Here is a 25,910-nt window from a genome sequence, read left to right on the forward strand (position 1 = left end):
GGGGCCCGGGTCACCAGGACAGGATTTCGAACTCGCGCACATTCGGCAAGGATTGCAGTTTTACAAAATGCAACCGCTCTAGCTCAGGCTTCTCGGGAAGAGTGGTGGCCGGTGATCAGCCAGCGGCCGTCGATCTGCTCGAAGGTGAAGAGGAAGCGCGCGGGCACGCTGATGGCCTGCTCGCCTTCCCGATAGTGGAAGACATAGAGCCCGCCGACCACCACGGTGCTGAGCTGACTGCTGACCCTCTTCTTGAAGATCTGCACATCGCACACCAGCCCGTCGTTGGCGAGGAAGTTGCGGAAGTACTCGCGGCGGCTTTGCTCGCTGTCGCGCACCTCGTTAGACAGGGTCGGCACCAGGATGGCGTCCGGCGCATAGAGGGCGAGGATGGCTTCCACATCGCGGGTGGCGACGGTCGCGGCCCAGGTGTACAGCGCGGCCTTGGCTCCGGCCAGACAGGCAATCTCTTCGTTGGAACGGGCAGGAGCGGCGATCGACATGACGGAATCCTCGGGCTGATAGGTGAGTGTTATAATATAACATTCAGTCCCGGATGGTTGCGCCGTGGCGACCTATCGCTCGAGGGTGACGCCTGCGCGAGGCGTCCGGGGCACGGAGGTGTCGCCGCCGGTTGCCGGCGACGGCGGGGGCGAGGTGGATCAGCGGTTGTCGATCGTCGAGCGCAACGGGATCTCTTCGCGCGAATCGGTCTGGCTCACCGGCTGGCCGACCATCTCTTCATAGACCGCCGGCTGGGCGATGAACAGGCGCACTTCCTTGACGTCATCGAGGATGCGCCGGGCTTCTTCCACCGAGGCCACGTGCAGGGTGGCGCCCTTGTCATCGGCGACCGGGACCGAGGTGCCTTCCACCAGCGCATGGATGACGTAGGAGCCGCCTTCCATGGACACCAGATTGACTTCCTTGACCGCGCCGGCCTTGACCTGCTGATTCAGCTCTTTGACATTCATCGACACACCTCGGTTATCACGCTAACGAGCCCTGCGCAGCGGCAGGAGTAGGTAAGGATTCGAGGCGGGAGCGGGGCCGGGAGTTCCGGAGTGAGATGCGTCCGGGAGGTGTCTCTCCGCTCTTGTCAGTACCCCGTCATTTCCAGGTAGCCCATCCCCCTGGCGCTGCCCTCCACCCTAACCGGACCTTCCCAGTAGGGTGTGCCCAGGGCCATCCAGGCATCGGGGTTGACTGCCGCGATATGCAGATCGAGCTGCTGCCCCGGTAGGGTGATGGACCAGCGTACCGGCACCTCGCGGCCGGCGACCCTGTGGGTGGACTCCGGCGCCAGGCGGATATCGCCGGGATGCAGCGGCTGGTTGTGGCCATCCGCAGCGATCAGGTTGCCGAACAGATAGTGCTGGCCGTCGGCCTGGCGCAGGCGGTAGAGCATCAACTGGCGACCATCGTCCAGATGCAGGGAAAACCAGTCCCAGCCCAGCTGGTCCGCGGCCAGGTGCTGGCTGCTCCATTCGCGATCCAGCCAGGCCAGGCCCTTGACCGGCACGCGCCGTCCTTCGATCTCCAATTCGCCCTGGGCCTGGAAGAAGGGCTGACTGTAGTAGTAGGACGCCTGGCCGCTGGCGGACTTGCGGCTGACCCCGCCTTCGCCCTGGAGCACCAGCGGGCCGGTGGCGGCGAGCTCCAGCCGATAGGCGAAGCCCGGGCCCTGCGCCTGGACCTGCGCCCGACCGGCCAGGTCACCCGCGAGGCGCCAGTCGTCGATCCAGGCGGCGAAGGGCGCGGCCGTCACCCCGGCCTGGCCGATGCCGCCGCGACCCTGGGTCTGGGCAGAGAACTGGCGGGTTTCGGTGGTGAGGCCGGCGTGGCCCAGCCAGAGGTTGCCGTTGCTCCAGCCGGGCTGGTCGGCACCGGGCCGCAGGGCATTGCGGAACAGCGTCCACTGCACGCCGTAGTGATGACCCTCGGCATCGCTGAGGTTGGCGGTGACGTACCACCATTCGATGCGAAAATCCGGATGAGCACCGTGATCGGCGGGAAAGCTGAAGACCTTGCCGGGCACGACGGGGGCGAAATTCTCGCTGCCCTGGCCGAGGCCGGCGAAGCCTTCGGAAGCCGGTTGCTGGTCGCAACCGGTAAGCAGCAGGAGTGCGACCAGCAGGGCCCTAACGTTCATTGCCGAGTTCTCGCAGCAGATCCAGCGGTTGACTGCGCTGCAGCCGCAGCAGCGGCCAGGCGGCCGCCAACAGGGTCGCCAGCAGGGCAATGGCGGAAAGCGCCAGCAACTGACCTGGAAAGACCTGCAGCGGCAGTCGCCAGCCAAAGGCCTGAACGTTCACCACCGCTACCAGGCACCAGGCCAGGAGAATGCCCAGCGGCATGGCCAGGGCCAGGGTGAGAAGGGCAAGCCCCAGCAGCTGCCCCAGGCTGAGCAGGATCAGCCGCGGTCGTTCGATGCCCAGCGCCCAGAGCGGCGCGAGCTGACCGAGACGCCGCTGCGCCTGGCCGAGCAGGGCGATGAACAGGGCGAGACCGGCCACCGCCAGGGTCAGGGCGTTGAGCGCGGCGGTGGCGCTGAAGGTGCGCTCGAAGACCTGGTCGGCATAGCGCCGCAACTGCCCCTGGTCGATGGAATGACTGGCGTCCAGCCCGAAGCGCTGCTGCAGTTCGCCGCGCAGGGCCTCTACCTGCGCCGGCGCCATGCGGATGACGATGCGCACCAGGGCGGCATCCGGCCATAGCGCCCGCAGGCGCGCCTGGGCCAGCAGCAGGTGGCCACGCGGATTGCCATAGTCGGCATAGGTGGCGAGCACCGGCGCGGACCAGCGCCCCTGGCTGCCCTGCAGCTCCACCCGCTGCCCTTTGGCCACCCCGAGGCGGCGCGCCAGTTGCTCGCTGAGCATCACGCCCTCTCCCGCGAAGAAGGGCGTCCAGGCGTCGCCATCGGCATCGAGCAGCGGCCAGTGCTGGCGATAGAGGTCAGCGTCCAGCACCCCGCTCAGGGTGGACGGCTGGCCTTCAATCCTGGTCTCTAGTTCGTACACCGGGAGCACCGCGCGGACGCTGGATTGCTGGGGTAGCCAGGCGAGCAGGGCCGCGGCCTGGGTAGCATCCTGCGGGCGCAGATAGATTTCGGCGGCCAGGCGCTGGTCGAGCCAGCCATCGAAGGTGCGGCGAAAACCCTCGGTCATGCTGCCCGCGCCGACATTGGCCGCCAGCGCCAGCAGCAGCGCCATCAGCGCCTGGGACAGCCCGGGCAGCTGCTGGCGGGCGTCCGCCAGGAACCAGCGTGAAAGTGGGCGCCGGGCCTGCTTGAGGAGCAGATCCAGCAGGGCGCTCAGCAGCGGCGGCAATGCCAGGGCCGCCGCCAGCAGCAGGCAACCGAGCAGGGCCAGGCCGCTGGCCAGGCTGTTGCCGCCCAGCCACAGCCCCAGCGCCGCCAGGCCGACCAGCAGGGCACCCAGGGCCTGGCGCCTGAGCCAGCGGCCATGGGCGGCGCGCCAGGCCTCACCCTGGGCCAGCGCCAGCAGCGGCAGCCGCGCGGCGCGCCAGAGGCCGTCGGCACCCGCCAGCAGGGCACCGCCCAGGCTGAGGCCGAGGCCGGCCAGCCACCAGGCCGGGCTTAGGGTCAGGCTGCCGGCGATCTCGGCGCCATAGAGTCCCCGCAGACTGGCCGCCACGTCGGGCAGCAGCAGCGCCGCCAGTAGATAGCCGCTGGCAACTCCCAGGGCGCCCGCTACCAGGGCGATCAGGGCCAGCTCCAGGGTCAGCGCCAGCACCAGGGTCGCAGCCGACAGGCCGCAGGCACGCAGGGTGCGCAGCAGGGCGCGGCGCTGCTCAAGCGCCAGACCGGTCGCGGCATGCACGATGAACAGGCCGACGGCGAAGGCCAGCAGGCCGAGCGCCAGCAGATTGAGGTGGAAGCTGTCGGTCAGGCGGTCCAGTTCGGCGCCCTGGTCGTTCTCCACCCGTTGCAGGTCGACCCCGTCCAGGGTGGGCAGGGCGCGCTGAAAGGTCTTTGGCAGGATCAGCCGGGAAAGCTGGTCCGGTGCGTCCAGCAGGCGCTGGGCCTGACCGATGTCCATGACCAGGGTGCCAGGCGCCAGGCCGGGGCGCGGCTGGAGCGGTGGTAGCGCCAGGCCATCGGCGCGGTGCAGCACCTCACCGGCCTGGAGCCGCCATTCACGTAACGTTTCCGGCGCGATCCAGGTGGTGCCGGTCGGACCGAGAAAGTCGAACAGGGCCTCGGGCGAAGCGCTGGCCGCCACCCCCCGGTCACTGGGCAGGGTGACCGGCTCGATGCCCAGCAGCGGCAGGGCGCCCTCGCGCTCGGCCAGGGTCAGGCGGCCCTGCAGGACGGGCGACACCGGCCAGCCCTGACGACGCAATTCGACGAACAGCGCCTGGGGAAAGCGTTTGCCGTCACGGGCTTCCAGACTCGACTGGTCGGCACCGAAGAGGGCGCTGGCCTGGGCATAGCTCTGGCGGGCCTGGGCATTGAGCGCCAGCACCCCGATCAGCAGCGCCGTCGCCAGCCACAGCCCGGCGATTAGGCCGGCCAGTTGCAGCGGATGGCGCCGCCAATGGCTGGCCAGGCTGTGCAGACTCCAGTAGAGCAGTCTCATGGCTGGCCCACGGCTGCGCCGCCGAGACGCCCGCGTTCCAGTTGCAGGGTGCGATCCAGATGGCTGGCGATGCGCGCGCTGTGGGTTACCATCAGCAGGCTGCTGCCGGTCTCGGCGACCAGTTCCAGCAGCAGGGCCAGGGCCTGGTCGCCACTGGCTTCGTCGAGATTGCCGGTGGGTTCGTCGGCGAGCAGCAGGGGCGGCCGGGAGGCGAGGGCGCGTCCCAGGGCCACGCGCTGCTGCTGGCCGCCGGAAAGCTGTTCCGGATAGCGCTCCAGCAGGGCGGTCAGCCCCAGGCGCTCGGCCAGCTCGGCTTGCCAACGCGGATCATGGCGCCCGGCCAGGCGCGCCTGGAAGGCGAGATTGTCGGCCACCGTGAGGCTGGCGATCAGATTGAATTGCTGGAAGATCAGCCCGATGCCCTCGCGGCGCCAGGCGGCCAGGGCCCGTTCGTTGAGACTGTCGAGCGCCTGGCCGGCCGCCTGGATGTGGCCCCGGTCAGGCCGGTCGAGGCCGGCGACCAGGTGCAGCAGGGTGCTCTTGCCACTGCCGGATTCGCCCATGAGCGCCAGACTCGCGCCCCGCGCCAGGCTGAGGTCCACGCCGCGCAGGACCGGCAGCGGGCCCTGGGGCGTCGGATAACTCTTGTGCAGATCGGTGATGGTCAGCATCGCGCCTCCAGCGCCGGTCGTGGTCTGCAATCGACCGGGCGGGGGCGGCGACGTTCAGCGCGGCTAGCGGCGCCTGGCCTTGCCCTTGCCGGCCTTCTCGTCTTCCTCGCGCTGCAGACGCTCGCACTTGCGCACCATGGTGAGGTAGTACACGGCGCTGCCGGCGAACAGGATGATGGGCAGTGCCAGGGACATCTGCAGCAGGCTGCCGGGGAAGGCGCTGGGCACCCAGTGGTGATAGAGCAGGATGCCGATCGCCAGCAGCACCGAGTACAGCAGGCCGTAGCCACCGGCCTTGCGCGATTCGCGGGCGAGGTCGAGAGGCGGGCGATTCAGATCGTTGGGCTCGAACATGGAGGTCTCTGGCAGGCTCTGAAGAAAGCGCTAGTTTAGCGCCTGGACTCGCGTCGGTCGCCATTGCCCGGGCGTCCCGGACAAGACGTCGCAGGGATAGCCCGCCGCTCGTTCACGCGATGTTCAGGCAGACATAAGCTTGAAATCTTATCCTTTGCAGCCATTTAGAGGCCTGGCGATGGCAAGCGAGCAGGTCTCCTTGTAAGCTCGATCAGTTATTTGAACGCGCACAATGCGCACGGATAAGGAATCAACATGAAACAGTATCGGTTGGCAGCAGCGGTGGCCCTGGTGGGTCTGGTTCTGAGCGGCTGCGACTCCAAGCCCAAGGTCGAGCTGGAAAGCCCGGCCCAGAAGGCGTCCTACGGCATCGGCCTGAACATGGGCAAGAGCCTGGCCCAGGAAGGCATCGACGACCTGGATCCCAAGGCCGTTGCCCTGGGTATCGAGGACGCCGTCGGCAAGAAGGACCAGAAGCTGACCGATCAGCAGCTGACCGAAGCCTTCGCCGCCCTGCAGAAGCGCGCCGAAGAGAAGATGACCAAGGTCAGCGAAGACAACGCCAAGGCCGGCAAGAAGTTTCTCGAAGAGAACGGCAAGAAGCCTGGCGTGATCACCACCGCTTCCGGCCTGCAGTATGAAGTGGTCAAGAAGGCCGATGGCCCGCAGCCCAAGCCCACCGACGTGGTCACCGTGCACTACGAGGGCAAGCTGGTCGACGGCACCGTGTTCGACAGCTCCATCAAGCGTGGCACCCCGATCGACCTGCCGGTCAACGGCGTGATTCCGGGCTGGGTCGAGGCGCTGCAACTGATGCACGTCGGCGAGAAGATCAAGCTGTACATCCCCTCCGAGCTGGCCTACGGCGCCCAGAGCCCGAGCCCAGCGATCCCGGCCAATTCCGTGCTGGTGTTCGACCTGGAACTGCTCGGCATCAAGGACGCCGCTGCCGCGGACGCCGAAGACGCTCCGGCCGCTCCGGCTGCCGAGGCGCCGGCCGCTGCCGAAAAGGCTCCGGCCAAGAAGTAAGCCGCACTCTTTGTGCCGAACGCCCTGCCTAGCAGGGCGTTTTACATTGGACGGCGGGAAACCCTGCCGCAGCGGTGCGATCCAAGCAAGGGCGCAAAGACCTGTGGTTTACGGGTCTCTGGCCAATGCTCTCTCCTGCTCGAGGTGTCCATGAAGCCGCCGAAGAATTTTGATCGCTACCTTGGTATCGCCCAGCGCCTGCTGATCCGTGGCCGCCTGCCCGCACTGTTGCTCGGCGTAGCGCGCAAGACCAGCAAGCGCGGACTCAAGCTGGGCGAGGCCCGCGACACCCTGAGTCTGTTCCATCAGCTGTTGCTGGCCTGGTGGCGAGGCGAATACCGCGGCGTGAGTCGCAAGACTCTGCTGACCGTCGCCGGGGGTCTGGTCTACTTCCTGCTGCCCATCGATCTCATTCCCGACTGGGTGCCCATGTTCGGTCTGTTCGACGACCTCGCCGTGCTGGCCTGGGTCGGCAAGGCCTGCAGCGATGAGCTGGACGGCTTTCGGGCCTGGCGCGCCAACCGCACCGCGAGCCAGCAGGCGGCCCTGGCGGCCCTGCCCGACAAGCACGAGCGGCCGGCGCCCGGCGTCGCCCTCGATCAGTTGCGGGATTGAGGGATTTGAGCGTACGCATCAGTCGCCAGCACTGGCTGGCCTTGCTGGATGAACTGGAGAGCGCGCGGCGCAGCCGCAGTCTCCTGACCTACCGCTCGGTGATCGAACGGCTGGGGCTGCCCCAGCCGGCGATGGTCACCCTGACCACGGCGCTAGAGTATCTGGCCGCCCTCGATCGGCGCGAGGGTCGGCCGCTGCGCAGTGCGCTGGTGGTCAGCCAGAGCGGTACGCGCATCCCCCGTGAAGGTTTCTTCGACTGTGCCCTGCGCCTGGGCGCCCTGGAAGGTTCGCCGCCCGTCACCGACGCCATCAGCTGGCATGCGGCCGAAGTGACCCGGGTGTTCGATCACCGCTATCCCGACCATCGCCAGGAATAGGCGTCAGGCCCGCATCAGGTGCAGGCTGTAGCCGGGCACCCTTTTGGCATTGCGCTTGGCCTCCGAGGCCAGCGCCGCCACTCCGCTGGCATCCACCCGCTGGCCGGCCTCTCGGTCCAGTTCCACCACCCCCAGGGACAGCGACAGCAGCGGATACTCGCGCCGGCGGCCGTCTCTGTCGTAGGCCAGGAAACAGCCGGCCTCCAGGTGCTCGCTGCGATAGAAATGTCGGCAGCGCTCCTGGAAGGCCGCCATCAGGCCATTGAGGCGCCGCCGCCAGTCCGCCGACCCCAGCACCACCAGGAAGTCGTCACCGCCGATGTGGCCGACGAAGTCCTGCTGTGGATCCAGGCGCTCGGACAGGGTCTGCGCCAGGCAGAGCAAGACCTCGTCGCCCTTGGCGTAGCCATAGAGGTCGTTGAAGGGCTTGAAGCCGTCGATGTCGACGTAGCACACCACGGCTTCGCGCTGCTGATCCAGCAGCCGGGTCAGGCACTGCTGGATGGGCACGTTACCGGGCAGCTGGGTGAGGGGGTTGGCATGCTTGGCCTGCTGGATGCGCTGTTCGGTGATCAGGCGCAGCACGTCCATCACCCGTCCGACGCCGACATAGCGACCGCCTTCGGTAATGATGAAATCCTCTTCGATGCGCTGGCGTGCTCGGGCGGTGAGCAGGCGGCTGACCTGCTGCAGCGACTGGCCGGATTCGGTCGCCAGGAAGTCCTGGCTCATCAGTCGGGCGATGGGCTTGCGCGCGAACACCTCGTGGGCGAAGGGCTTGAGCAGCGCCGAACTCAGTTCGTGATGGTGGACGATGCCCACCGGGCGATCGTCTTCGTCCACCACCGCCAGGGTGTTGAGGCTCGGCTGCAGGCGGAAACGCTCCAGCACTTCGGGAATGAGCATGTCCTGGCCGACCGCGACCTGCTCGACCCTGAGACTGGCAACGGTGGTCGATTCTTCGGCAAGCTCGGAACTGCGGACTTCCATCACCGGCAGCAGGGTCTGGATCTCGCGCGGTGGGGCGGCGGTCGGTCGACCCAGCAGATAGCCCTGGACCAGATCCACGCCCATGCTCGCCAGGGTCGAGAGCTCTTCGTGGGTCTCGATGCCTTCGGCGATCACCTGGGCGCGCGAGGCTTCGGCCATCTTCAGGATGGAGCCGACGAATTCGCGCTTCACCGCATCGCGGTGGATGGACTCGATGAAGTGGCGATCGATCTTGACGAAGTCCGGGCGCAATTCCGACCAGCGCCTGAGACTGGAATAGCCGGCGCCCAGGTCGTCGAGGGCGATGGAAAAGCCCATGGCGCGGTAGTGGTGCAGGGCGGTGGCCAGCAGCGCGAAGTCATCGATGGGCGCCTGCTCGGTGAGCTCGATCACCACCTGCGCCGGGGAGAGACCCAGGCGCTGCAGTAGCTTGAGGGTCTGGCCCGACTGGTGCGCCGGCTCCAGCAGGGTTTCCGGACAGACGTTGAGAAACAGCAGGCCATCCAGCGCCAGTTCGCGAAAGGTCTGGCAGGACTGCTGGCGTGCGGCGATTTCCAGTTCGGACAGGCGACCGGCCTGGCGAGCGGTGGCATAGAGTGGCAGGGGGGATTGCAGCGGAGTATTCGAGGCGCCGCGAATGAGGGCCTCGTAGCCGAGGATGCGTCGCTCGCTCAAGGACACTATGGGTTGAAAGAGCGAATGCAACTCGCGATTGGCGAGAATGCGATCCAACACCCCAGCCTGGTCGTTAAGCGTCATGATAAGCCTGCAGGAACCCGGAAACGAAAATGCCCGGGGGTCGCAGGTGGCGACCCCCGGGCATTTCACGACAGAGATGTGACGTTTTGATGTCAGCGCTTGGGCGGCGTCTGGCTCAGGTCCAGGTAGTCCAGCAGCACATGGCCGGACTCCATGAGATAGGCGTCGTCCTGCGGCTTGGTCTTGTCGTCGTCGATCGCCGGGTTGTCCTCGTCGATCTTCTTCAGCTCCTTGAGCGGGGCTTCGCCCTTGCCCTTGCGACGCTGGTTTTCCATGGCCAGCTGGCGCTCGTCCAGCGCGGTCTGCTCGGCGCGGCGCTTCTTCTCGTCGAGGCTGACGGTGGTATCCGCCGCCAGTTCCTGGGCCAGCTTCAGGCGCTCGCGGGCAAAGATGAAGTCGGGATCCTTCTGCACCCGCACGTCATGGCGCTTGACCAGTTCCGGCAGGTAGTTGGCGAAGGGATTGCTCAGACCGGTCACCGCCGGGGCGATGGTGTCCCAGGGCATGGAGTCGGGCAGGGCGCTCTCGCCGATCTGCTTGGTGTCCACCACCGCCGGATAGTCGATGTCCGGCAGTACACCCTGGTGCTGGGTGCTCTGGCCGGAGACGCGGTAGAACTTGGCGATGGTCAGCTTCAGCTCGCCATGGTTGAGCGGCTGGATGGTCTGGACGGTGCCCTTGCCGAAGGTCTGGCCGCCGACGATCAGCGCCCGGTGATAGTCCTGCATGGCGCCGGCGAAGATCTCCGAGGCCGAGGCGGACAGGCGATTGACCAGCACGGTCAGCGGGCCCTTGTAGAAGGCGCCGCCTTCGTCGTCGGCCAGCACCTCGACCTTGCCGTCGCCATTGCGCACCAGCACGGTGGGACCCTGGTCGATGAACAGCCCGGTCAGTTCGGTGGCTTCCTGCAGCGAGCCGCCGCCGTTGTTGCGCAGGTCCAGGACGATGCCATCGACCTTTTCCTTCTGCAGCTCGCCGATGAGCTTCTTCACGTCACGCGTGGTGCTCTTGTAGTTCGGGTCGCCGGCGCGATAGGCCTTGAAGTCCAGATAGAAGGCCGGTACGTCGATCACGCCGAGCTTGTAGTGCTTGCCCTCGTGGGGCACGTCTATCACGTGCTTCTGCGCCGCCTGCTCTTCGAGCTTGACCGCTTCGCGGGTGATGGTGACGATCTTGGTCTTCTGGTCGTTCGGCGCATTGCTCGCCGGGATGACCTCCAGGCGGACCTTGGAGCCCTTGGGTCCGCGGATCAGCTTGACCACCTCGTCCAGCCGCCAGCCGATGACGTCGACCATCTCGCCGTCGCCCTGGGCGACGCCGACGATCTTGTCCGCCGGCGCGATCTGCTTCGACTTGTCGGCCGGGCCGGCCGGTACCAGGCGCAGGATCTGCACGTAGTCGTTGTCGTTCTGCAACACTGCGCCGATGCCTTCCAGCGACAGGCTCATGTTGATGTCGAAGTTTTCCGCGCTTTCCGGGGAGAGATACTGGGTGTGCGGGTCGTAGGACTCGGCGAAGGCGTTGATGTAGGTCTGGAAGACGTCTTCGCTGCGGGTCTGGTTGAGCCGCGCCAGTTGATTCTTGTATCTCTTGGTCAGCTGCTGCTGGATCTGCTGATCGGTCTTGCCGGACAGGCGCAGGCGCAGGACCTCGTCCTTGAGCTTGCGGTGCCAGAGATCGTCCAGCGCAGCGGTGTCCGCCGGCCAGGCCGCCTTCTCGCGATTGGTGTTGAAGGATTCGTCGACGGTGAAGTCGAGCTTGCCGATGCCGGCGTTGAGCAGGCCCAGGCCGTAGTTCAGCCGCTCGGTCATGCGCTGGGCATAACGACGGTAGATGGCGAAGCCCGGTTCGAGGTTACCCTGCTTGAGGTAGTCGTCGAAGCGGGTCCGCGAGGCGTCGAATTCGCGAATGTCGGCGGCATTGAAATACAGCCGGCCGGGATCAAGCATCTTCAGATAGCTGTCGTAGATCTTGATCGACTGGGCATCGTTGAGCGGCGGCTTGCTGTAGTGGTGCCGCTTGAGCAGCTCGACGATGTTGAGGCTGGCGATGACCTGGTCGCGATCGGGTTGCAGTTTCTCGGCGCCTACCGGCGCGTTGGGCTTGGCGAAGAGGGGCGTTGCGCTGACGCCAAGCAGGACAACGAGGGCGGTACGGGACAAGAGCTGCTTCATGTGTATTCGACTAATGCACGGAAAGGAATAGGCTATAGGCCCTTCCCGGCCCGGGCGGTTCCGCGGCCAGGGGAAGTATGACGGGCGCTGACGAAAGTCGTCTGACGGCGGTCTTAAGGGTAGCGGCGATCGGAGGGGAAGGCTGTGACAGCCCCGCGTCTTCCGGTCCGCTCGACTCCCGCAGAACCCGCCGGCGCAGGCGCTTTTCGTCAAAGCCTGAGCCACTATGGAGGCACCGTGAACGCATTGCAAGGTATCGAAGGGCAACTGGAATGGCAGTCACTGAGCGCGCGCGCGCTGGCGCCTGGGGAAATTCGCATCAAGGTGGCGGCTGCCGGTCTCAACCGCGCGGACCTGCTGCAGCTGGCGGGCAACTATCCGCCGCCGCCCGGCGCGCCGGCGACCCTGGGCCTCGAATGTGCCGGGGTGGTCAGCGAGACCACTGCGGATTCGCGCTGGCAGGTCGGTGACCGCGTCTGCGCGCTGCTGGCTGGCGGTGGCATGGCCAGCGAGGTGGTGGTGGACGGGCGTCAGGCGGCCTCAGTGCCGGAAGGCCTGTCGCTGATCGAGGCCGCGGCGCTGCCCGAGGTCTGGGCGACTGCCTGGAGCAACCTGTTCGATCTGGCCGCACTGCAGCCGGGCGAAAAGGTACTGCTGCATGCCGGCGCCAGCGGCGTCGGCTCGGCCGCCATCCAGCTGTGCAAGGCCTTCGGTAATCCCTGCTGGGTCAGCGTCGGCTCCCAGGATCGCCTGGCGCATTGCGAGCGCCTCGGTGCCGAGGGCGGGGTGCTGCGCAAGACCGATCTGGAAGGGCTGCGCGATTTCGCCCCCTTCCACGTCATCCTCGATCCGGTCGGCGCGAACTATGCGTCGCTCAATCTGGATCTGCTGGGCCAGGACGGACGCTGGGTGCTGATCGGCCTCATGGGCGGTCGCCAGGCCGAGATGGATCTGGGCAAGGTGCTCGGCAAGCGCATCCGCATCATCGGCTCGACGCTGCGCAACAGATCCGTGGAATTCAAGGCCAAGACCATGAGATCCCTGGAGGCCAAGGTGTGGCCGCTGTTCGCCGAAGGCAAGCTGAACGTCAACCTGGAACGCCGCTTCGCCGCCCAGAACGCCGAAGCCGCCTTTGCTGCCCTGGAAAGCAACGAGGTGAACGGCAAGGTGGTGCTGGTGCTGGACGAAGGGCTGGAGTAGCACCCACGGCCAGGGTTATCGCGGCCATGGCGGTCCGCCGCTACGGCCGCTCCTACAGATCGAGTCCGCTGTAGGCGCAACTGTCTTTATCGCGGCCATGGGCCGCTCCTACGAGGGGTGATGCTTCTGTAGGAGCGGCCCATGGCCGCGATAACATACGTGTCTGACTGACTCTACCGCCAGCTGAGGATCGGCCAGCCAGCCTGTGCCGCGCGCTCGCGTAGTACCGGATCGGGGTTGACCACGTGCGGCTTGCCCACCGCTTCGAGCAGCGGCAGGTCGTTGCGCGAGTCGGAGTAGAAGCTGGCGCCAGACAGCAGGCTGCGGTCGCCGCCGAGCAGTTCCAGCAGGCGGGTCAGCTTGCCTTCGCGAAAGGTCATGACGCCCTCCACCTGGCCGCTGTAGACGCCGTGATTGACCTGCAGGTCGATGGCCAGCACTTCTTCCACGCCGAGGCGTTCGGCGATGGGCTCCACCAGATGCACCCCGGAAGCCGAGACGATGATCACCCGGTCGCCGGCCGCGCGGTGGGCGGCGATGCACTTCATGGCGTCGCTGAAGATCAGGGGTTCGATGACGTCCTCGACCCAGGGCCCGACCTCGAAATCCACTTCCTCGGGCGTGCGGCCCACCAGGGGTTCGAGGTGGAAGGCCATGTAGTCTTCCATGGCCAACTCGCCCTGGGCGTACGCCGCCATCAGCTCGCTGTCGCGCCGCACGAAGGACTCGCGGTCGACCCAGCCGAGCACGCCCATCTGCTGGCTCCACAGGCTGGAACAGTCACCGTCGATAAGGGTTTCGTCGAGATCGAAAATCGCCAGGGTCATGCCACTTCTCTCAGGCTGTCGGAATCGACGGCCAGGGTGACGGCTGTGCCGTTCGGCTGCAAGGCCGTCGGCCCATGGTTGAGAACGTCGACATTGAGTTCGCAGGCTTCGGTGGCGATCCGGTAGCGGATCACGTTGCCCAACAGGCTGTGACCGACGATGCGGCCGCTGAAACCGCCGGCGACGCCGAGTCGGATGGCCTCGGGGCGAATCGCCACCTGCCCCTGGAAGGTCTGGCCGAACAGGCGGCTGGCCTGGTCGGCGCTGAGCAGGTTGTAGTTGCCGATGAAGCCGGCGGCGAAGGCATCCACCGGTGCGGTGTAGAGGGTCTCGGCATCGCCGCTCTGGACGATGCGCCCCTCGCGCATCAGCACGATGCGATCGGACAGGGTGAGGGCTTCTTCCTGATCGTGGGTGACGAACACCGTGGTCAGGCCCAGCTCCTGCTGGATGGCGCGGATCTGTTCGCGCAGGTGGCGACGGATGCGGGCATCCAGCGCCGAGAGGGGTTCGTCCAGCAGCAGCAGCCGCGGCCGCACGATCAGCGAGCGCGCCAGGGCCACGCGCTGGCACTGGCCGCCGGAGAGCTGGTGCGGATAGCGCTCGGCGAAGCCCTGCAGTTCTACCAGGGTCAGGGCCTCGCGCACCCGCTGTTCGATTTCGTCCCGCGCCAGGCGCTGCATGCGCAGGCCGAAGGCGACGTTCTGCGCCACGGTCATGTTGGGAAACAGCGCATAGCTCTGGAACACCATGGCGATGCCACGGCGCTGCGGCGGCAGGTGGGTGATGTCCTGTCCCGCCAGCACGATGGCGCCGCGATCGACCTCGGTGAGCCCGGCCAGGCAGCGCAGCAGGGTGGACTTGCCGCAACCCGAGGGGCCGAGCAGGGTCACCAGTTCGCCCTGTTCCGCATGGAATTCGATGTCGGTGAACAGGGTATTGGCGCCGTAGCGCTTGTGCAGTCCCTTGACCGCGAGATAGCTCATGTCCGCTCCCGATTCAGGCGATTAGCGATCCAAGTCAGCAGCAGGACCGCGAGGAAGTAGGAGATCACCAGGGCGCTGGTCAGGTGGCCGCTGCCGTTGCGCAGGTTGTAGAGATAGATCTGCAGGGTCTCGTAGCGCGTCCCCACCAGCAGGTTGGCGAAGACGAATTCGCCGATGAGAAAGGAGAAGGACAGGAACAGCGCCACCATCAGGCCGGTGCGCAGATTGGGCAGCACCACCAGCAGGGCGGCGCGCCAGGAGCTGGCGCCGAGCAGGTGGGCGGCGTCCATCAGGTCGCGCAGATTCAGCGCCTGGAGGTTGTTGCTGATGGCGCGGTACATGAAGGGCAGGGCGATGGTGAAGTAGCAGAACACCAGGATCCAGGGCGTGCCGGTCAGCGGCAGCGGCCCGCTCGCATAGAGCTGCAGCAGGCCCACCGCCGAGACCACCGGCGGCACGGCGAAGGGCAGGAGGATCAGCACGTTCATCAGCGCATCCAGCCGGGGGAAGTGATAGGCGACGGCGAACATGGTCGGCAGGATCAGCACGCAGGACAGCGCCAGGGCGCCAAAGCAGATCGCCAGGGAGCGACCGAAGGCGGCGAGAAAGCGCGGATCGCTCCACAGCTGCAGGTACCACTTGAAGGTGAAGCCCGCCGGCAGCAGGGTCGCCGACCACTGGGTGGCCAGGGAATATATAAGGGTCGCGGCGAGGGGCGTGAACAGGATCAGGAACAGGATCCAGACCACCAGCCGATGGTAGAGGCGCTCAGCTCTGGACATGACGACTCCGCCGCAGCAGCCATTGATGGACGAGGGTGATCAGGGTCATGAAGGCCACCAGCAGCATGGCCAGCGCCGCGGCCAGGTTGGGCTCCAGATAGATGTCGCCGGAGACCAGGGCGGCGATGCGCACCGGCACCACGTTGAAGTTGCCGACGGTAAGGGCATAGACCGTGGCGTAGGCACCCAGGGCGTTGGCGAGCAGGATGATGAAGGTGCCGACCAGCGCCGGACTGAGCACCGGCAGGCCGATGTGCCGCCAGTATTGCCAGGTGCCGGCACCCAGCAGCGCCGCCGCGTCGCGCCAGTCCTGCTTCAGGGCTTCGAAGGCCGGGAACAGCAGCAGCACGCCCAGGGGAATCTGGAAGTAGGTGTAGATGAGGATCAGGCCGCCCTTGGTGTAGAGGTTGAAGCCTTCGATCAGCCCGAATTGCTTGAGCGCCAGGGTCAGGCAGCCGTTGATCCCCAGCAGGATGATGAAGGCGAAGGCCAGCGGCACCCCGGCGAAGTTGCTGGTCATGTTGGTGAAGGCCACTACGAAGCCGCGCAGCCGCGAGTCGACCCGGGTCAGCGAATAGGCGCCGAGCAGCGCGATCAGCAGGCCGCAGACGCTGGACCAGAGCGAAATCTCCAGGGAGAAGCGGATGGCCTGCAGGTAGAAGGGCGAGCCGAGGATTTCGGCGTAGTTGCCCAGGCCCCAGCCGCTTTCGCTGGAGTTGAAGCTGTTGAAGGCGATCCAGGCCAGGGGCGCCAGCTGGAAGGCGCCGAACACCAGCAGGAAAGGCAGGATCAGCAGCAGGGCGAGTCGGGGCCGCTTCATGCCAGCAGCTCCCGACACAGGGGCTTGTCATGGGCGAGGCCCAGCAGCGTGCAGACGGTGCCGCAGAGCTCCACCTGCAGCGGCGTCGCCTCGCCCAGGGAGAAGCCTGCGCCAAAGACGAACAGGGGCACCTCGCGTTCTTCCGGCAGCGTCCCGCCGTGACTGCGGTCGTCGTTCATGCCGTGATCGGCGGTCACCAGCACCTGGTAGCCGGCGTCCAGCCAGGCGGGCAGGTAGTGGGACAGCAAACCGTCGGCGCGGCGCGCGGCGTTGCGGTACTCGGGGCTGGAGAGCCCGTGCCGGTGACCGGCATCGTCGATGTTCATCGGATGCACCAGCAGGATGTCCGGGTCATGGGCCAGGCGCAGGTGCTCGGCATCGTCGAACAGATGGGAATCCGGATAGTGGTCGGCGTAATAGAAGTGGCCGTGCTGGATCGGCAGGGCGGTGTCGCTGACGTGCCTGTCCCGTGCCCGGTCGAAGGGGCTGCGATTGTAGAGTTCGCTGACCCAGTGATAGGCCGCCGCCGCCGTGGTGAGGCCGGCGGCCCGGGCCAGGTGGAAGAGGCTGGTCTGGTTGGACAGCCGGTCCACGCCGTTGTGGACGATGCCGCTGCGCACCGGGGGCACCCCGGTGAGCAGGCATTCGTAGAGCGGACGAGAGAGCGAGGGCAACTCGCATTCCAGCCGGTAGAGGCGACCCCGGCCGGCCAGGCAGAGCGCCTGGAGGAAGCCGAGTCCGTGTTCGGCGACCCTCAGGGCGAGTCCGTCCAGCACGACCAGGATAACCTTCATGATGTCACTGCTGCATATTGATCAGAACGTGTTCCTGCCAGAGCCGCGGCAGGCGCTTGGAGGTCTCTTCCCAGGCCTTGGCATCGGCGATAGGGCGGGCCTTGGCGTATTGCGCCTGGGGCAGCAGCTTGGCCTGGACGTCGGCCGGCAGGGTCAGGTGCTCGGCGCGGATCGGTCGGGCATAGCCCTGGGCCAGGTTGATCTGGCCGGCGTCGGAGAAGATGTACTCGCGGGCCAGCTTGGCGGCGCTGGGGTGCTTGGCGTACTTGTTGATGATGGTGGTGTAGCCGGAGGTCACCGAGCCATCGGAGGGGATCAGCACCTCGAAGCGCGAACGATCGATCTGGTCGCGATAGTTGAGGGCATTGAAGTCCCAGACCACGCCGACTTCCACTTCACCCTTCTCGAGGTTGGCCACCACCGGGTTGGTGAAGGCCAGGCGGCCCTGCTTGGCCAGCTTGGCGAAGAAATCCAGCGCCGGCTTGATGTTCTTTTCGTCGCCGCCGTTGGCATAGGCCGCCGCCAGTACGCCGCTCACCGCCTGGGAGGCCGCGCTGACGTCGCCGATGGTGACCTTGTAATTGCCCTTGAGCAGGTCGGCCCAGGAATGGGGAACGTCCTTGACGGTCTGCTTGTTGACGATGAAGGCGATGGTGCCGGTGTAGGCCAGCGCCCAGTGACCGTCGCTGTCCTTGGCCCAGCTCGGGACCTGGTCCCAGGTGCTGGGTTTGTAGGGCTGGGTAACGCCCTTCTGCACGGCGATGGGGCCGAAGGAAGCACCGACGTCACCGATGTCGGCGGAGGCGTTCTCGCCTTCGGCAGCGAACTTGGCGATCTCCTGGGCGGAGCTCATGTCGGTATCCTGGTGCTTGAGTCCGTACTTCTGCTCAAGGTCCTGCCAGGTGCCTTTCCAGTTCGCCCAGGTATCGGGCATGCCGACGCTGTTCACCTCGCCTTCCTTGCGGGCGGCGGCTTCGAGGGCTTTGAGATCGACGGTATCGGCGAAGGCGGTACCGGCCTGTACCGCAACGGCTGTGGCCAACAGGGAAGCAAGCAGACGGGTCATACGGGCGCTCCAGGGATTAGGGCTTGGTCTAGGTCAGCAAGACACAGGCCAATCTAGGACCGGGGTATGACGATTTGATGGCAATCCGCCCAGGTTCTCCGCTGGCACGGGCGCTGCAGTCGTCACCAAGCGGTCATCTGGCCGTCTTAGTCTCCAACCAAACCCTAGTCGAGGCGTTACGGGTGCACCAATCTGAAACTGGTCTAGTCCAAAGAAGTGCGCCAGGCGCCAGCGCCATCCGCCAGGCCCTGCAGGAGCAGATCGCCCATGGGCTGTTGCCGCCCATGGAGCGCCTGCCGTCCGAGCGCCAGCTGAGCGAACTCTTCGCCACCACCCGCATCACCCTGCGCGAAGCCCTGCTGCAACTGGAAGCCCTGGGCCTGATCTATCGCGAGGAACGCCGCGGCTGGTTCGTCGCCCCGCCGCGCCTGTCGTACAACCCCCTGGCGCGGACCCATTTCCATGCGATGGTGGAAGCCCAGGGGCGGGTGCCGGCGACCGAGGTATTGGCGGCGCGGCAGATGCTGGCGTCGGCGGAAATCTGCCGCCTGCTGGAGTTGCCGGCGCTGTCCAGCGTCTATCAGATCCGCCGGGTCCGCCGCGTGGATGGCCGACTGGTGCTCTATGTCGAGCACTACCTCAATGCCGCCTATTTCCCGGGCCTGCTGGAGCACGACCTGCAGCGCTCCCTCACCGAGCTGTATCGCGACCGCTACGATATCCGCTACGGCGAGGTGCGCTTCGAGATCCTGCCCACGGCGCTGCTGCCGGAAGCGGCCCAGGCGCTGCGGGTGGCCCAGGGCAGTCCGGCGCTGCACATCACCCGCATCAACCACGACCAGCAGGGACGCCTGATCGACTGCGACCTGGAATTCTGGCGGCACGACGCCATCCAGGTCAGGGTCGAGGTGCCGGACTAGACCGGCGTCAGAGCGGCAATTCGCTGCTCGAATAGAAGGCCGTCAGCACCTTGATCAGATGGCCCAGGTCGTGGCTGCCGGCCAATTCGCGGATGGAGTGCATGGCGAAGGTGGGCAGGCCGATGTCCACGGTGCGCACGCCCAGCTGTCCGGCGGTGATGGGCCCGATGGTGGAGCCGCAACCCATGTCGCTGCGCACCACGAAGCTCTGCACCGGCACCCCTTCGCGCTCGCAGAGGTCGCGGAAGAAGGCCGCGGTCTCGCTGCTGGTGGCATAGCGCTGGTTGGCATTCACCTTGATGACCGGCCCGGCGTTCAGTTTCGGGCCGTGGTTGCCATCGTGCTTGTCGGCGTAGTTGGGATGCACGCCATGGGCGTTGTCGGCCGAGATCAGCAGCGAGCGCTGCAGGGTGCGGGTAAAGGCATCCCCGGCGGGCAGCAGGCGCTGCAGCACCTGTTCGAGGAAGGGGCCGTCGGCGCCGCAGCAGGAGGTGGAGCCCACTTCCTCGTGATCGGTACAGACCAGTACGGCGTTTTCGTCGCCCTCGTCGGCCAGCAGGGCCTCCAGACCGGCATAGCAGGACAGCAGATTGTCCAGGCGCGCGGCGGCGATGAAATCGTCTTCCAAGCCGACCAGGGCAGCGGGCTGGACGTCATAGAAGCTCAGTTCGAAATCCAGCACCTCGGCGTCGTTGAGGCCGTGCTCCTGTTGCAGGCGGGTGGCCAGCAGGGCGCGGAAGTCGCGTCGCTCGCCGGCCGGCACCTGGGCCAGGATCGGCGGCAATTCGTTCTGGGCATTGATGGCCCAGCCCTGGTTGGCTTCGCGATTGAGGTGGATGGCCAGGTTGGGAATGATCGCCAGCGGCTTGCGGAAGTCGATCAGTCGACTCTGCACCCGGCCGCCGGCGCGAAACGTCACCCGGCCCGCTAGGGACAGGTCGCGGTCGAACCAGGGCGCCATCAGCATGCCGCCGTAGACCTCGACGCCCAGTTGCCAGAAGCCCTGCCGTTGCAACTCCGGCTGCGGCTTGACCTTGAGGCAGGGGCTGTCGGTATGGGCGCCGACCAGGCGCAGACCGCGCTCCAGGGGTCGGGCGCCCAGGCGTACGGCGATCAGCGAGGAATCGTTGCGGGTGACGTAGTAGCGGCCACCCGGCTGCACGGACCAGCTCTCGCGCTCGTCCAGGCGCTGGTAGCCGGCGGCTTCGAGACGGCGGGCGAGAGTGGCGGTGGCATGGAAGGGGGTGGGGGAACTGGCGAGGAAATCGATGAGGCCTTGGATCTGATCGGTACGCATGGACGACTCCGGACGACAAGGCGTCCAGTCTAGGTTCTGGACCCGGGGGAGTCGAGCGTAGCGCCGGGCCCAGCGGCACCGCCTTGCTCAGCGGCGCTGCAGCACCAGGTGATGGATGTGCCAGTGCTTGGGCCGCCCGACCGCGGTATGGCCGTCCTCTTCCTCTTCCCGGTGCAGGAGGACGTCCCAGTCCTGGAGCAACCGCCGCAGGGCCGCGGCGTCGACTACCGTCACGCCCTTGCTGGCCCAGCTGTCCCGCTCGCCGAAGAGCTGGCCGCAGAACAGACCACCCGGACGGACCGCCGCCGTGATCCCGTTCCACAGCGCGGGGAAATGCACCGGTTCGCAGAAGGGCAGGGCGAAGCTGGAATTGAGGAGGTCGCAGCGGGGGAGGGTGACCGTCTCGAAGCGGGCCTGGCGGGTTTCCAGGCGCCCCTGTAGCAGTGCCGGCGTGCGCTCGCGCAGCGCGCTCAGGGCCTCGGGCTCGGCATCCAGGGCCAGCACCTGCCAGCCCTGCTCCAGCAGCACCAGGGTGTCGCGACCGGTGCCACAGCCCAGGTCCAGCGCCAAGCCTGGCGGACTCGACCAGGACGAGAGCGCCTGCAGCAAGGTCTCACGCGGACCGCCTGCGGCGGTGGCGGTGTAGTAGGACGTCCATTGCGACAAGCGGCGTTCCTCCGGTCGAGTGCCTCAGTAGGCCAGCGAAGGATCAGAAAGGCGCGGGACTGGTAAAGCTCATCCGCTCGCCCGAGACGGGATGGGTCAGCGTCAGCAGGCTGGCGTGGAGGCAGAGGCGGGGCCGGAGCGCCAGCGCCTCGCCCTGGGCATAGAGCTGATCGCCCAGCAGCGGATGACCGATGCTGAGCATATGGACGCGCAACTGGTGGGAGCGGCCGGTGATGGGGGTGAGTTCCACCCGGCTGTAGTGACCGTGACGCTCCAGCACCTGCCAGAAGGTCAGGGCATGGCGCCCCAGTTGGTGATCCACCACGTGGCGCGGCTTGGTCGGCGGGTCGTAGCGCAGCGGCAATTCGATGCGACCGCTGTTGGCCTCCGGCTCGCCCCAGCAGAGGGCGCTATAGGCCTTTTCCGTTTCCCGGTCATGGAATTGCCGGGACAGCTCGCGGTGGCTGTCGGCATCCCGCGCCAGCACGATGACCCCGGAGGTCTCCCAGTCCAGGCGGTGGACGATACGGGCCTCCGGATAGCCGTTTTCCTGTAGGCGGGTCACCAGGCAGTCACGGTTGTCTTCGGCGCGACCGGGGACCGACAGCAGCAGGGTGGGCTTGTCGACCACCAGCAGGGCGTCGTCCTGGTGAATGATACGGATGTTGGAGAGGGGCATGGGCTTCCTGGGGGCCTGCTTGCGAAGCCGGCCCGCGCCTGACGGGCGCAGCGGATTCGACATGGCTTAAACGCCAACGGCGGCCCTGGGGCCGCCGCTGTCCTGCAAGACGCGCCTTAGCGGTCGGGCAGGGTGATGTTGAGTTCGAGGATCGAGCAGCTGCCCTGGTTTTCCAGTTCGACCTGGATCTGGTCCTGCTCGATGGGCACGTACTTGCGGATCACTTCCAGCAGGTCCTTCTGCAGTTGCGGCAGATAGTCCGGCTGCTCGTGGCGCCCACGTTCGTGGGCCACGATGATCTGCAGCCGCTCCTTGGCTATCGAAGCGCTGTTCTGCTTCTTCCGATCGCGAAAGAAGTCGAAGATGCTCATTCGCCACCACCCCCGAACAGACGTTGCAGGAAGCCTTTCTTCTTCACGTCGAGGAAGCGATAGGCCACTTCCTTGCCGAGCAGTCGCTCCACGGTATCACTGTAGGCCTGACCGGCGTCGCTCTGTTCGTCGAGAATCACCGGAATACCCTGGTTCGACGCCTTGAGCACCGCCTGGGATTCGGGGATCACGCCCAACAGGCGAATGGACAGGATCTCTTCCACGTCCTCGACGCCGAGCATTTCGCCCTTGGTCACGCGCTCGGGGTTGTAGCGGGTCAGCAGCAGGTGTTCCTTGATGGCTTCCTCGCCCTTTTCCGCGCGCCGCGACTTGCTGGCCAGCAGGCCGAGCATGCGGTCGGAGTCGCGGACCGAGGAGACTTCGGGGTTGGTCACCACGATGGCCTCGTCGGCGAAGTACATCGCCAGGTGGGCACCCTTCTCGATGCCGGCGGGGGAATCGCAGACGATGAAATCGAAGGTCTGCTTGAGTTCGTTGATCACGCGCTCGACGCCATCCTGGGTCAGGGCGTCCTTGTCACGGGTCTGGCTGGCGGCCAGCACGAACAGGTTCTCGAGACGCTTGTCCTTGATCAGGGCCTGGGTCAGGGTGGCTTCGTTGTTGATCACGTTGACGAAGTCGTACACCACACGGCGCTCGCAGCCCATGATCAGGTCGAGGTTACGCAGGCCGACGTCGAAGTCGACGATGACGGTCTTGTGGCCGCGCAGGGCGAGACCGGTACCGATGGCGGCGCTGCTGGTGGTCTTGCCGACGCCGCCCTTGCCGGAGGTGACTACGAGTACTTTGGCCAAACTGATTCACCTTGATCGAAAGTAATAACTGAAGCGACTCGGTGCCCTCGGTGACGAGATTGCAGGCAGTGTCGCGCTTCGTGTTGCCGTTGGCGGCTTAGGCGCCAACTGCGAAAAATTCGCGGAAGTATCCGTTAAAGACGGGTGATGTTCAACACATCTCCCACCAGGCTGACCTGTACCGGATTGCCCCATTGTGGATGGCGTCGCAGGTCTTCGGCGACCTTGTACTGGCCGGCGATGGAGAGCAGTTCCGCGGTCAGCTGCTGGCAGAAAATCCGCGCTTTAGTATCACCTTTGACGCCGGCCAGTGCCCGGCCGCGCATGGGGCCGTAGACATGAATATTGCCGTCGGCGAGCAGTTCGGCGCCCGGGCTGACCGGTGCCAGCACCACCAGATCACCGGCCGGAGCATAGAGCTGCACGCCGCCGCGCACCGGTGCGGTGATGATCTTGGTCGGATTGATCGGCGGGGCGGGCGGTACGACCGGTTTGGGCGGTTCCGCCGGCTTCACCGGTTCGCGATCGCGTGGTTCGACCTGGCGCTCGCGGCCGCCGGAGCTGGGCGGCAGGATCGGCAGGTCGTAGTCGTTGGCGGCGGCCAGGTCCCCGCTGCGGCTGGCACGCAGGGCCAGGGTGCGCAGACCGTGGCGGCGGCAGAGATCGAGGAGGGCGCCCAGGTCGAGCGGGCCGGCATCCTCGGCAAGCTTGTCCAGGCCCAGCACCAGCGGCGTTTCCTGGAAGAAGTTGGGGGCCTGGGCGACCTTCTGGGCCAGTTGCCGGTCCAGGCGCCCCAGGTCGTTGCGGAGAAGCTCCAGCACGGTCACGGCGAGCATGTTGCCCTTGAGCTGGAAGACGGAGTCGCTTTCGGAAGGATCGGCTGCGGTCATGGTGGGTACTTGTGCTTGGATGGCGGGACTTATAGCGGGATGCCCCGCGTGTCGCAACCCTCACCGGGTGCGGGGGGCCGTGACTGTGAAGGCTACGGGAAATCTGCGCGAGGCCTGTAGAATGGCGCGACTTTTTCATGCAGGAGTTCCGATGGAGCGGCCGTCTTTCCGCCTCGCCTTTCTCAATCCACGTTATTGGCCGCTCTGGCTAGGGCTCGGTCTGCTCTGGCTGCTGGTGCAACTGCCCTACGCCGTGCTGCTGCGTCTGGCCCGGGGACTCGGCTGGATCTTCTATCACGTCGCCGGGCAGCGGCGGGCCATCGCCCGCCGCAATCTGGAACTCTGCTTTCCCCAGCTCGACGAGCAGGCCCGCGACCGCTTGCTCCGGCGCAACTTCGCCAGCAGCGCCATGGCCCTGCTGGAGATGGCCATGAGCTGGTGGTGGCCGCGGCAGCGCCTGGCCCGGCTGGCGCATATCGAAGGCCTCGAGCACCTGCAGGCCGCCCAGCGCGACGGGCAGGGCGTGATCCTCATGGCGCTGCATTTCACCACCCTGGAAATCGGTGCGGCGCTGCTCGGTCAGCGGCACACCATCGATGGCATGTACCGCCAGCACAAGAATCCGGTGTTCGACTTCATCCAGCGCCGTGGTCGCGAGCGCCACAACCTGGACGCCACCGCCATCGAGCGCGAGGACGTGCGCGCCATGCTCAAGGTGCTGCGCGCCGGTCGTGCCATCTGGTACGCGCCGGATCAGGACTACGGCGCCAAGCAGAGCCTCTTCGTGCCGCTGTTCGGCATCCAGGCGGCGACGGTGACGGCCACCACCAAGTTCGCCCGTTTGGGGCGGGCCAGGGTGCTGCCCTTCACCCAGGAACGCCTGGCGGATGGTTCGGGTTATCGCCTGGTGGTCCATCCGCCGCTGGCCGACTTCCCTGGCGACAGCGAGGAAGCCGACTGCCTGCGCATCAACCAGTGGGTGGAGCGCTGCGTCAGCCAGTTGCCCGAGCAGTACCTCTGGGCCCACCGGCGCTTCAAGACCCGCCCGGCCGGTGAGCCCAAGCTCTATCCGAAGAAGAAACGCTAGATGAGTCTGGGCGGCGAAGGGCGCACGGGGCTGATACTGGCCGGCGGTGGCGCGCGGGCCGCCTATCAGGTCGGGGTGCTGCAGGTGGTGGCGGACACCCTGGCGGTCCGTTCCGACAATCCCTTTCCGATTCTCGTCGGTACCTCGGCGGGGGCGCTGAACGCCGCCGTGCTGGGCTGTGGCGCCCTGGATTTCGGCCGCGCGGTGGATCGCCTGGCGGCGGTCTGGGCAGGGCTGGACACGGCGATGATCTATCGCAGCGACTGGGCCGGGGCGACCCGCCAGGCTGCGCGCTTCGGGCTGCAGACGCTGTTCGGCGCCTGGCGCCAGGAACCCCTGGCCCTGCTCGACAACGCCCCGCTGCGAGCCCTGCTCAGCCGCGAGCTGGATTTCTCCGGCATCACCGCCGCCTTGCGCCAGCGCGCCCTGCGCGCCGTGGCAGTCACGGCGTTCGGTTACGCCTCGGGCCAGGCGATGACCTTCTACCAGAGTCATGGCGCCCTGGATCCCTGGTTTCGCCACCGGCGCGTCGGGGTTCCGGCGCGGCTGGCGGTCGACCACCTGCTCGCCAGCACGGCCATTCCGCTGTTCTTTCCGCCGGTGAAGGTGGGGCGTGAATACCTGGGCGATGGCTCGGTGCGGCAGACGGCGCCCATCAGTCCGGCGCTGCATCTGGGGGCGGATCGCATCCTGGTCATAGGGCTCGGCGCGCCCGGGGGGCACGAGCACGGCCTGCAGGGTCGGCCGCCGACGGTGGCGCAGATCGGCGGCCACCTGCTCAACAGCACCTTCGTCGATGCCCTGGACAGCGACACCGAAACCCTGCGGCGTCTCAATCTGCTGAGCAGTGCGCTGCCGGCGGGGGATCCGGTCAGCGGTCGGTTCTGCCGTCCCGTGGAGATGCTGGTGATCGCGCCCAGCCAGCCGCTGGCGGATATCGCCACCCACCATCGCAAGCGCCTGCCGCCGGCCTTGCGGCAGTTGCTGCGCGGCGTCGGGGTGAACCGGCCTTCGGGCAGTGCACTGCTCAGCTATCTGCTGTTCGAGGCGGCCTACTGCCAGGAACTCATGGCGCTGGGACGGGCCGATGCCCAGGCCCGCCTACCGGAGCTGCGGGCCTTTCTCGCCGGCGCCTAGGCC

27 protein-coding genes are annotated in these 25,910 nt (G+C 66.7%); 7 read left to right on the forward strand and 20 right to left on the reverse strand.

From position 1 onward, the window contains the following. Positions 1 to 83: 83 nt before the first annotated feature. From PSK12I2_RS0105855 to PSK12I2_RS0105880, 6 genes are all read right to left on the reverse strand, one after another. Positions 84 to 503 carry an SgcJ/EcaC family oxidoreductase gene (locus PSK12I2_RS0105855; RefSeq protein WP_027597655.1) on the reverse strand — a complete coding sequence of 140 codons (420 nt, stop codon included), beginning with the start codon at positions 501 to 503 and terminating at the stop codon, positions 84 to 86. A 159-nt stretch (positions 504 to 662) separates the two neighbouring features. Next, positions 663 to 974, reverse strand: coding sequence for a DUF6482 family protein (locus tag PSK12I2_RS0105860; RefSeq protein ID WP_027597656.1), 312 nt, complete (start codon positions 972 to 974; stop codon positions 663 to 665). A gap of 125 nt (positions 975 to 1,099) precedes the next feature. Further along, complete coding sequence (locus tag PSK12I2_RS0105865; protein ID WP_027597657.1) at positions 1,100 to 2,152, reverse strand: lipocalin-like domain-containing protein; 1,053 nt, start codon at positions 2,150 to 2,152, stop codon at positions 1,100 to 1,102. Beyond that, complete coding sequence (locus PSK12I2_RS0105870) at positions 2,142 to 4,601, reverse strand: FtsX-like permease family protein (protein ID WP_027597658.1); 2,460 nt, start codon at positions 4,599 to 4,601, stop codon at positions 2,142 to 2,144. The genes PSK12I2_RS0105865 and PSK12I2_RS0105870 overlap by 11 nt, the downstream gene beginning before the upstream one ends. Then, entirely contained in the window at positions 4,598 to 5,272 is a 675-nt protein-coding gene (locus tag PSK12I2_RS0105875; protein WP_027597659.1) for an ABC transporter ATP-binding protein, read from the reverse strand. Before PSK12I2_RS0105875 ends, PSK12I2_RS0105870 begins: the two co-directional genes overlap by 4 nt. Positions 5,273 to 5,335: 63 nt before the next feature. Next, positions 5,336 to 5,626 (reverse strand): hypothetical protein, encoded by a 291-nt coding sequence (locus PSK12I2_RS0105880; RefSeq protein ID WP_027597660.1) that lies wholly within the window; start codon positions 5,624 to 5,626, stop codon positions 5,336 to 5,338. Positions 5,627 to 5,881: 255 nt separating this feature from the next. Between PSK12I2_RS0105880 and PSK12I2_RS0105885 the strand changes: the two genes are divergently transcribed. The 3 genes from PSK12I2_RS0105885 (at position 5,882) to PSK12I2_RS0105895 (ending at position 7,647) form a co-directional block, all read left to right on the forward strand. Further along, positions 5,882 to 6,655, forward strand: coding sequence for an FKBP-type peptidyl-prolyl cis-trans isomerase (locus tag PSK12I2_RS0105885; RefSeq protein WP_007162159.1), 774 nt, complete (start codon positions 5,882 to 5,884; stop codon positions 6,653 to 6,655). A gap of 150 nt (positions 6,656 to 6,805) precedes the next feature. After that, a complete protein-coding gene (locus PSK12I2_RS0105890) occupies positions 6,806 to 7,270 on the forward strand; it encodes a YkvA family protein (RefSeq protein ID WP_007162160.1) in 465 nt (154 codons plus the stop codon). A 5-nt stretch (positions 7,271 to 7,275) separates the two neighbouring features. Continuing rightward, complete coding sequence (locus PSK12I2_RS0105895) at positions 7,276 to 7,647, forward strand: hypothetical protein (RefSeq protein ID WP_007162161.1); 372 nt, start codon at positions 7,276 to 7,278, stop codon at positions 7,645 to 7,647. A 3-nt stretch (positions 7,648 to 7,650) separates the two neighbouring features. Here the strand turns inward: PSK12I2_RS0105895 and PSK12I2_RS0105900 are convergent, their stop codons facing one another. Next, complete coding sequence (locus PSK12I2_RS0105900; RefSeq protein WP_027597661.1) at positions 7,651 to 9,396, reverse strand: bifunctional diguanylate cyclase/phosphodiesterase; 1,746 nt, start codon at positions 9,394 to 9,396, stop codon at positions 7,651 to 7,653. A gap of 92 nt (positions 9,397 to 9,488) precedes the next feature. Next, a complete protein-coding gene (locus tag PSK12I2_RS0105905) occupies positions 9,489 to 11,570 on the reverse strand; it encodes a carboxy terminal-processing peptidase (protein ID WP_007162163.1) in 2,082 nt (693 codons plus the stop codon). A gap of 237 nt (positions 11,571 to 11,807) precedes the next feature. Between PSK12I2_RS0105905 and PSK12I2_RS0105910 the strand changes: the two genes are divergently transcribed. Then, positions 11,808 to 12,770, forward strand: a complete 963-nt coding sequence (locus PSK12I2_RS0105910) for an NAD(P)H-quinone oxidoreductase (RefSeq protein ID WP_027597662.1) — start codon at positions 11,808 to 11,810, stop codon at positions 12,768 to 12,770. 173 nt (positions 12,771 to 12,943) lie between these two features. Here the strand turns inward: PSK12I2_RS0105910 and PSK12I2_RS0105915 are convergent, their stop codons facing one another. Genes PSK12I2_RS0105915 through PSK12I2_RS0105940 form a run of 6 tightly spaced genes read right to left on the reverse strand, consistent with a single transcriptional unit; the run spans position 12,944 to position 18,045 of the window. After that, the gene (locus PSK12I2_RS0105915; protein WP_027597663.1) at positions 12,944 to 13,597 is read right to left on the reverse strand and encodes an HAD family phosphatase; all 654 of its coding nucleotides are present in this window, start codon (positions 13,595 to 13,597) and stop codon (positions 12,944 to 12,946) included. Next, entirely contained in the window at positions 13,594 to 14,583 is a 990-nt protein-coding gene (locus tag PSK12I2_RS0105920) for an ABC transporter ATP-binding protein (protein WP_027597664.1), read from the reverse strand. The genes PSK12I2_RS0105915 and PSK12I2_RS0105920 overlap by 4 nt, the downstream gene beginning before the upstream one ends. Continuing rightward, the gene (locus PSK12I2_RS0105925; RefSeq protein WP_027597665.1) at positions 14,580 to 15,365 is read right to left on the reverse strand and encodes an ABC transporter permease; all 786 of its coding nucleotides are present in this window, start codon (positions 15,363 to 15,365) and stop codon (positions 14,580 to 14,582) included. Before PSK12I2_RS0105925 ends, PSK12I2_RS0105920 begins: the two co-directional genes overlap by 4 nt. Beyond that, on the reverse strand, positions 15,352 to 16,185 hold the full coding sequence (locus tag PSK12I2_RS0105930; RefSeq protein ID WP_027597666.1) for an ABC transporter permease subunit: 834 nt from the start codon (positions 16,183 to 16,185) through the stop codon (positions 15,352 to 15,354). Before PSK12I2_RS0105930 ends, PSK12I2_RS0105925 begins: the two co-directional genes overlap by 14 nt. Further along, on the reverse strand, positions 16,182 to 16,979 hold the full coding sequence (locus tag PSK12I2_RS0105935; RefSeq protein WP_027597667.1) for an alkaline phosphatase family protein: 798 nt from the start codon (positions 16,977 to 16,979) through the stop codon (positions 16,182 to 16,184). Before PSK12I2_RS0105935 ends, PSK12I2_RS0105930 begins: the two co-directional genes overlap by 4 nt. Before the next feature lie 4 nt (positions 16,980 to 16,983). Beyond that, positions 16,984 to 18,045 carry an ABC transporter substrate-binding protein gene (locus PSK12I2_RS0105940; protein WP_027597668.1) on the reverse strand — a complete coding sequence of 354 codons (1,062 nt, stop codon included), beginning with the start codon at positions 18,043 to 18,045 and terminating at the stop codon, positions 16,984 to 16,986. Between the two features lie 182 nt (positions 18,046 to 18,227). Between PSK12I2_RS0105940 and phnR the strand changes: the two genes are divergently transcribed. Then, positions 18,228 to 18,965: a phosphonate utilization transcriptional regulator PhnR gene (phnR, locus tag PSK12I2_RS0105945; protein ID WP_027597669.1), complete on the forward strand. Its 738-nt coding sequence runs from the start codon at positions 18,228 to 18,230 to the stop codon at positions 18,963 to 18,965. Positions 18,966 to 18,972: 7 nt separating this feature from the next. Here the strand turns inward: phnR and PSK12I2_RS0105950 are convergent, their stop codons facing one another. The 6 genes from PSK12I2_RS0105950 to minC all read right to left on the reverse strand — a co-directional run bounded on the left by PSK12I2_RS0105950 (position 18,973) and on the right by minC (position 23,683). Beyond that, positions 18,973 to 20,262: a M18 family aminopeptidase gene (locus PSK12I2_RS0105950; protein ID WP_027597670.1), complete on the reverse strand. Its 1,290-nt coding sequence runs from the start codon at positions 20,260 to 20,262 to the stop codon at positions 18,973 to 18,975. 87 nt (positions 20,263 to 20,349) lie between these two features. Next, positions 20,350 to 20,928, reverse strand: coding sequence for a trans-aconitate 2-methyltransferase (locus PSK12I2_RS0105955; protein ID WP_027597671.1), 579 nt, complete (start codon positions 20,926 to 20,928; stop codon positions 20,350 to 20,352). 43 nt (positions 20,929 to 20,971) lie between these two features. Then, positions 20,972 to 21,607 (reverse strand): RluA family pseudouridine synthase, encoded by a 636-nt coding sequence (locus PSK12I2_RS0105960; RefSeq protein ID WP_027597672.1) that lies wholly within the window; start codon positions 21,605 to 21,607, stop codon positions 20,972 to 20,974. 116 nt (positions 21,608 to 21,723) lie between these two features. Beyond that, positions 21,724 to 21,978 carry a cell division topological specificity factor MinE gene (gene minE / locus PSK12I2_RS0105965; protein WP_007162175.1) on the reverse strand — a complete coding sequence of 85 codons (255 nt, stop codon included), beginning with the start codon at positions 21,976 to 21,978 and terminating at the stop codon, positions 21,724 to 21,726. After that, the gene (gene minD / locus PSK12I2_RS0105970; protein ID WP_027597673.1) at positions 21,975 to 22,793 is read right to left on the reverse strand and encodes a septum site-determining protein MinD; all 819 of its coding nucleotides are present in this window, start codon (positions 22,791 to 22,793) and stop codon (positions 21,975 to 21,977) included. Before minD ends, minE begins: the two co-directional genes overlap by 4 nt. Before the next feature lie 134 nt (positions 22,794 to 22,927). Further along, positions 22,928 to 23,683 (reverse strand): septum site-determining protein MinC, encoded by a 756-nt coding sequence (minC, locus tag PSK12I2_RS0105975; RefSeq protein WP_027597674.1) that lies wholly within the window; start codon positions 23,681 to 23,683, stop codon positions 22,928 to 22,930. Positions 23,684 to 23,834: 151 nt separating this feature from the next. On the opposite strand from minC, the gene PSK12I2_RS0105980 reads away from it, so the two are divergent. Continuing rightward, the gene (locus PSK12I2_RS0105980; RefSeq protein ID WP_027597675.1) at positions 23,835 to 24,770 is read left to right on the forward strand and encodes a lipid A biosynthesis lauroyl acyltransferase; all 936 of its coding nucleotides are present in this window, start codon (positions 23,835 to 23,837) and stop codon (positions 24,768 to 24,770) included. Beyond that, positions 24,771 to 25,907: a patatin-like phospholipase family protein gene (locus PSK12I2_RS0105985; protein WP_027597676.1), complete on the forward strand. Its 1,137-nt coding sequence runs from the start codon at positions 24,771 to 24,773 to the stop codon at positions 25,905 to 25,907. The last annotated feature ends 3 nt before the right edge of the window (positions 25,908 to 25,910 follow it).

Source organism: Pseudomonas sp. MOIL14HWK12:I2, assembly GCF_000510745.1.
GTDB lineage: Bacteria > Pseudomonadota > Gammaproteobacteria > Pseudomonadales > Pseudomonadaceae > Chryseomonas > Chryseomonas oryzihabitans.

Bases quoted from the DNA above. Each gene is read 5' to 3' on its own strand.
- PSK12I2_RS0105855 (WP_027597655.1), bottom strand. From the start codon at position 503: ATGTCGATCGCCGCTCCTGCCCGTTCCAACGAAGAGATTGCCTGTCTG.
- PSK12I2_RS0105860 (WP_027597656.1), bottom strand. From the start codon at position 974: ATGAATGTCAAAGAGCTGAATCAGCAGGTCAAGGCCGGCGCGGTCAAG.
- PSK12I2_RS0105865 (WP_027597657.1), bottom strand. From the start codon at position 2,152: ATGAACGTTAGGGCCCTGCTGGTCGCACTCCTGCTGCTTACCGGTTGC.
- PSK12I2_RS0105870 (WP_027597658.1), bottom strand. From the start codon at position 4,601: ATGAGACTGCTCTACTGGAGTCTGCACAGCCTGGCCAGCCATTGGCGG.
- PSK12I2_RS0105875 (WP_027597659.1), bottom strand. From the start codon at position 5,272: ATGCTGACCATCACCGATCTGCACAAGAGTTATCCGACGCCCCAGGGC.
- PSK12I2_RS0105880 (WP_027597660.1), bottom strand. From the start codon at position 5,626: ATGTTCGAGCCCAACGATCTGAATCGCCCGCCTCTCGACCTCGCCCGC.
- PSK12I2_RS0105885 (WP_007162159.1), top strand. From the start codon at position 5,882: ATGAAACAGTATCGGTTGGCAGCAGCGGTGGCCCTGGTGGGTCTGGTT.
- PSK12I2_RS0105890 (WP_007162160.1), top strand. From the start codon at position 6,806: ATGAAGCCGCCGAAGAATTTTGATCGCTACCTTGGTATCGCCCAGCGC.
- PSK12I2_RS0105900 (WP_027597661.1), bottom strand. From the start codon at position 9,396: ATGACGCTTAACGACCAGGCTGGGGTGTTGGATCGCATTCTCGCCAAT.
- PSK12I2_RS0105905 (WP_007162163.1), bottom strand. From the start codon at position 11,570: ATGAAGCAGCTCTTGTCCCGTACCGCCCTCGTTGTCCTGCTTGGCGTC.
- PSK12I2_RS0105915 (WP_027597663.1), bottom strand. From the start codon at position 13,597: ATGACCCTGGCGATTTTCGATCTCGACGAAACCCTTATCGACGGTGAC.
- PSK12I2_RS0105920 (WP_027597664.1), bottom strand. From the start codon at position 14,583: ATGAGCTATCTCGCGGTCAAGGGACTGCACAAGCGCTACGGCGCCAAT.
- PSK12I2_RS0105925 (WP_027597665.1), bottom strand. From the start codon at position 15,365: ATGTCCAGAGCTGAGCGCCTCTACCATCGGCTGGTGGTCTGGATCCTG.
- PSK12I2_RS0105930 (WP_027597666.1), bottom strand. From the start codon at position 16,185: ATGAAGCGGCCCCGACTCGCCCTGCTGCTGATCCTGCCTTTCCTGCTG.
- PSK12I2_RS0105935 (WP_027597667.1), bottom strand. From the start codon at position 16,979: ATGAAGGTTATCCTGGTCGTGCTGGACGGACTCGCCCTGAGGGTCGCC.
- PSK12I2_RS0105940 (WP_027597668.1), bottom strand. From the start codon at position 18,045: ATGACCCGTCTGCTTGCTTCCCTGTTGGCCACAGCCGTTGCGGTACAG.
- PSK12I2_RS0105950 (WP_027597670.1), bottom strand. From the start codon at position 20,262: ATGCGTACCGATCAGATCCAAGGCCTCATCGATTTCCTCGCCAGTTCC.
- PSK12I2_RS0105960 (WP_027597672.1), bottom strand. From the start codon at position 21,607: ATGCCCCTCTCCAACATCCGTATCATTCACCAGGACGACGCCCTGCTG.
- minE (WP_007162175.1), bottom strand. From the start codon at position 21,978: ATGAGCATCTTCGACTTCTTTCGCGATCGGAAGAAGCAGAACAGCGCT.
- minC (WP_027597674.1), bottom strand. From the start codon at position 23,683: ATGACCGCAGCCGATCCTTCCGAAAGCGACTCCGTCTTCCAGCTCAAG.
- PSK12I2_RS0105980 (WP_027597675.1), top strand. From the start codon at position 23,835: ATGGAGCGGCCGTCTTTCCGCCTCGCCTTTCTCAATCCACGTTATTGG.
- PSK12I2_RS0105985 (WP_027597676.1), top strand. From the start codon at position 24,771: ATGAGTCTGGGCGGCGAAGGGCGCACGGGGCTGATACTGGCCGGCGGT.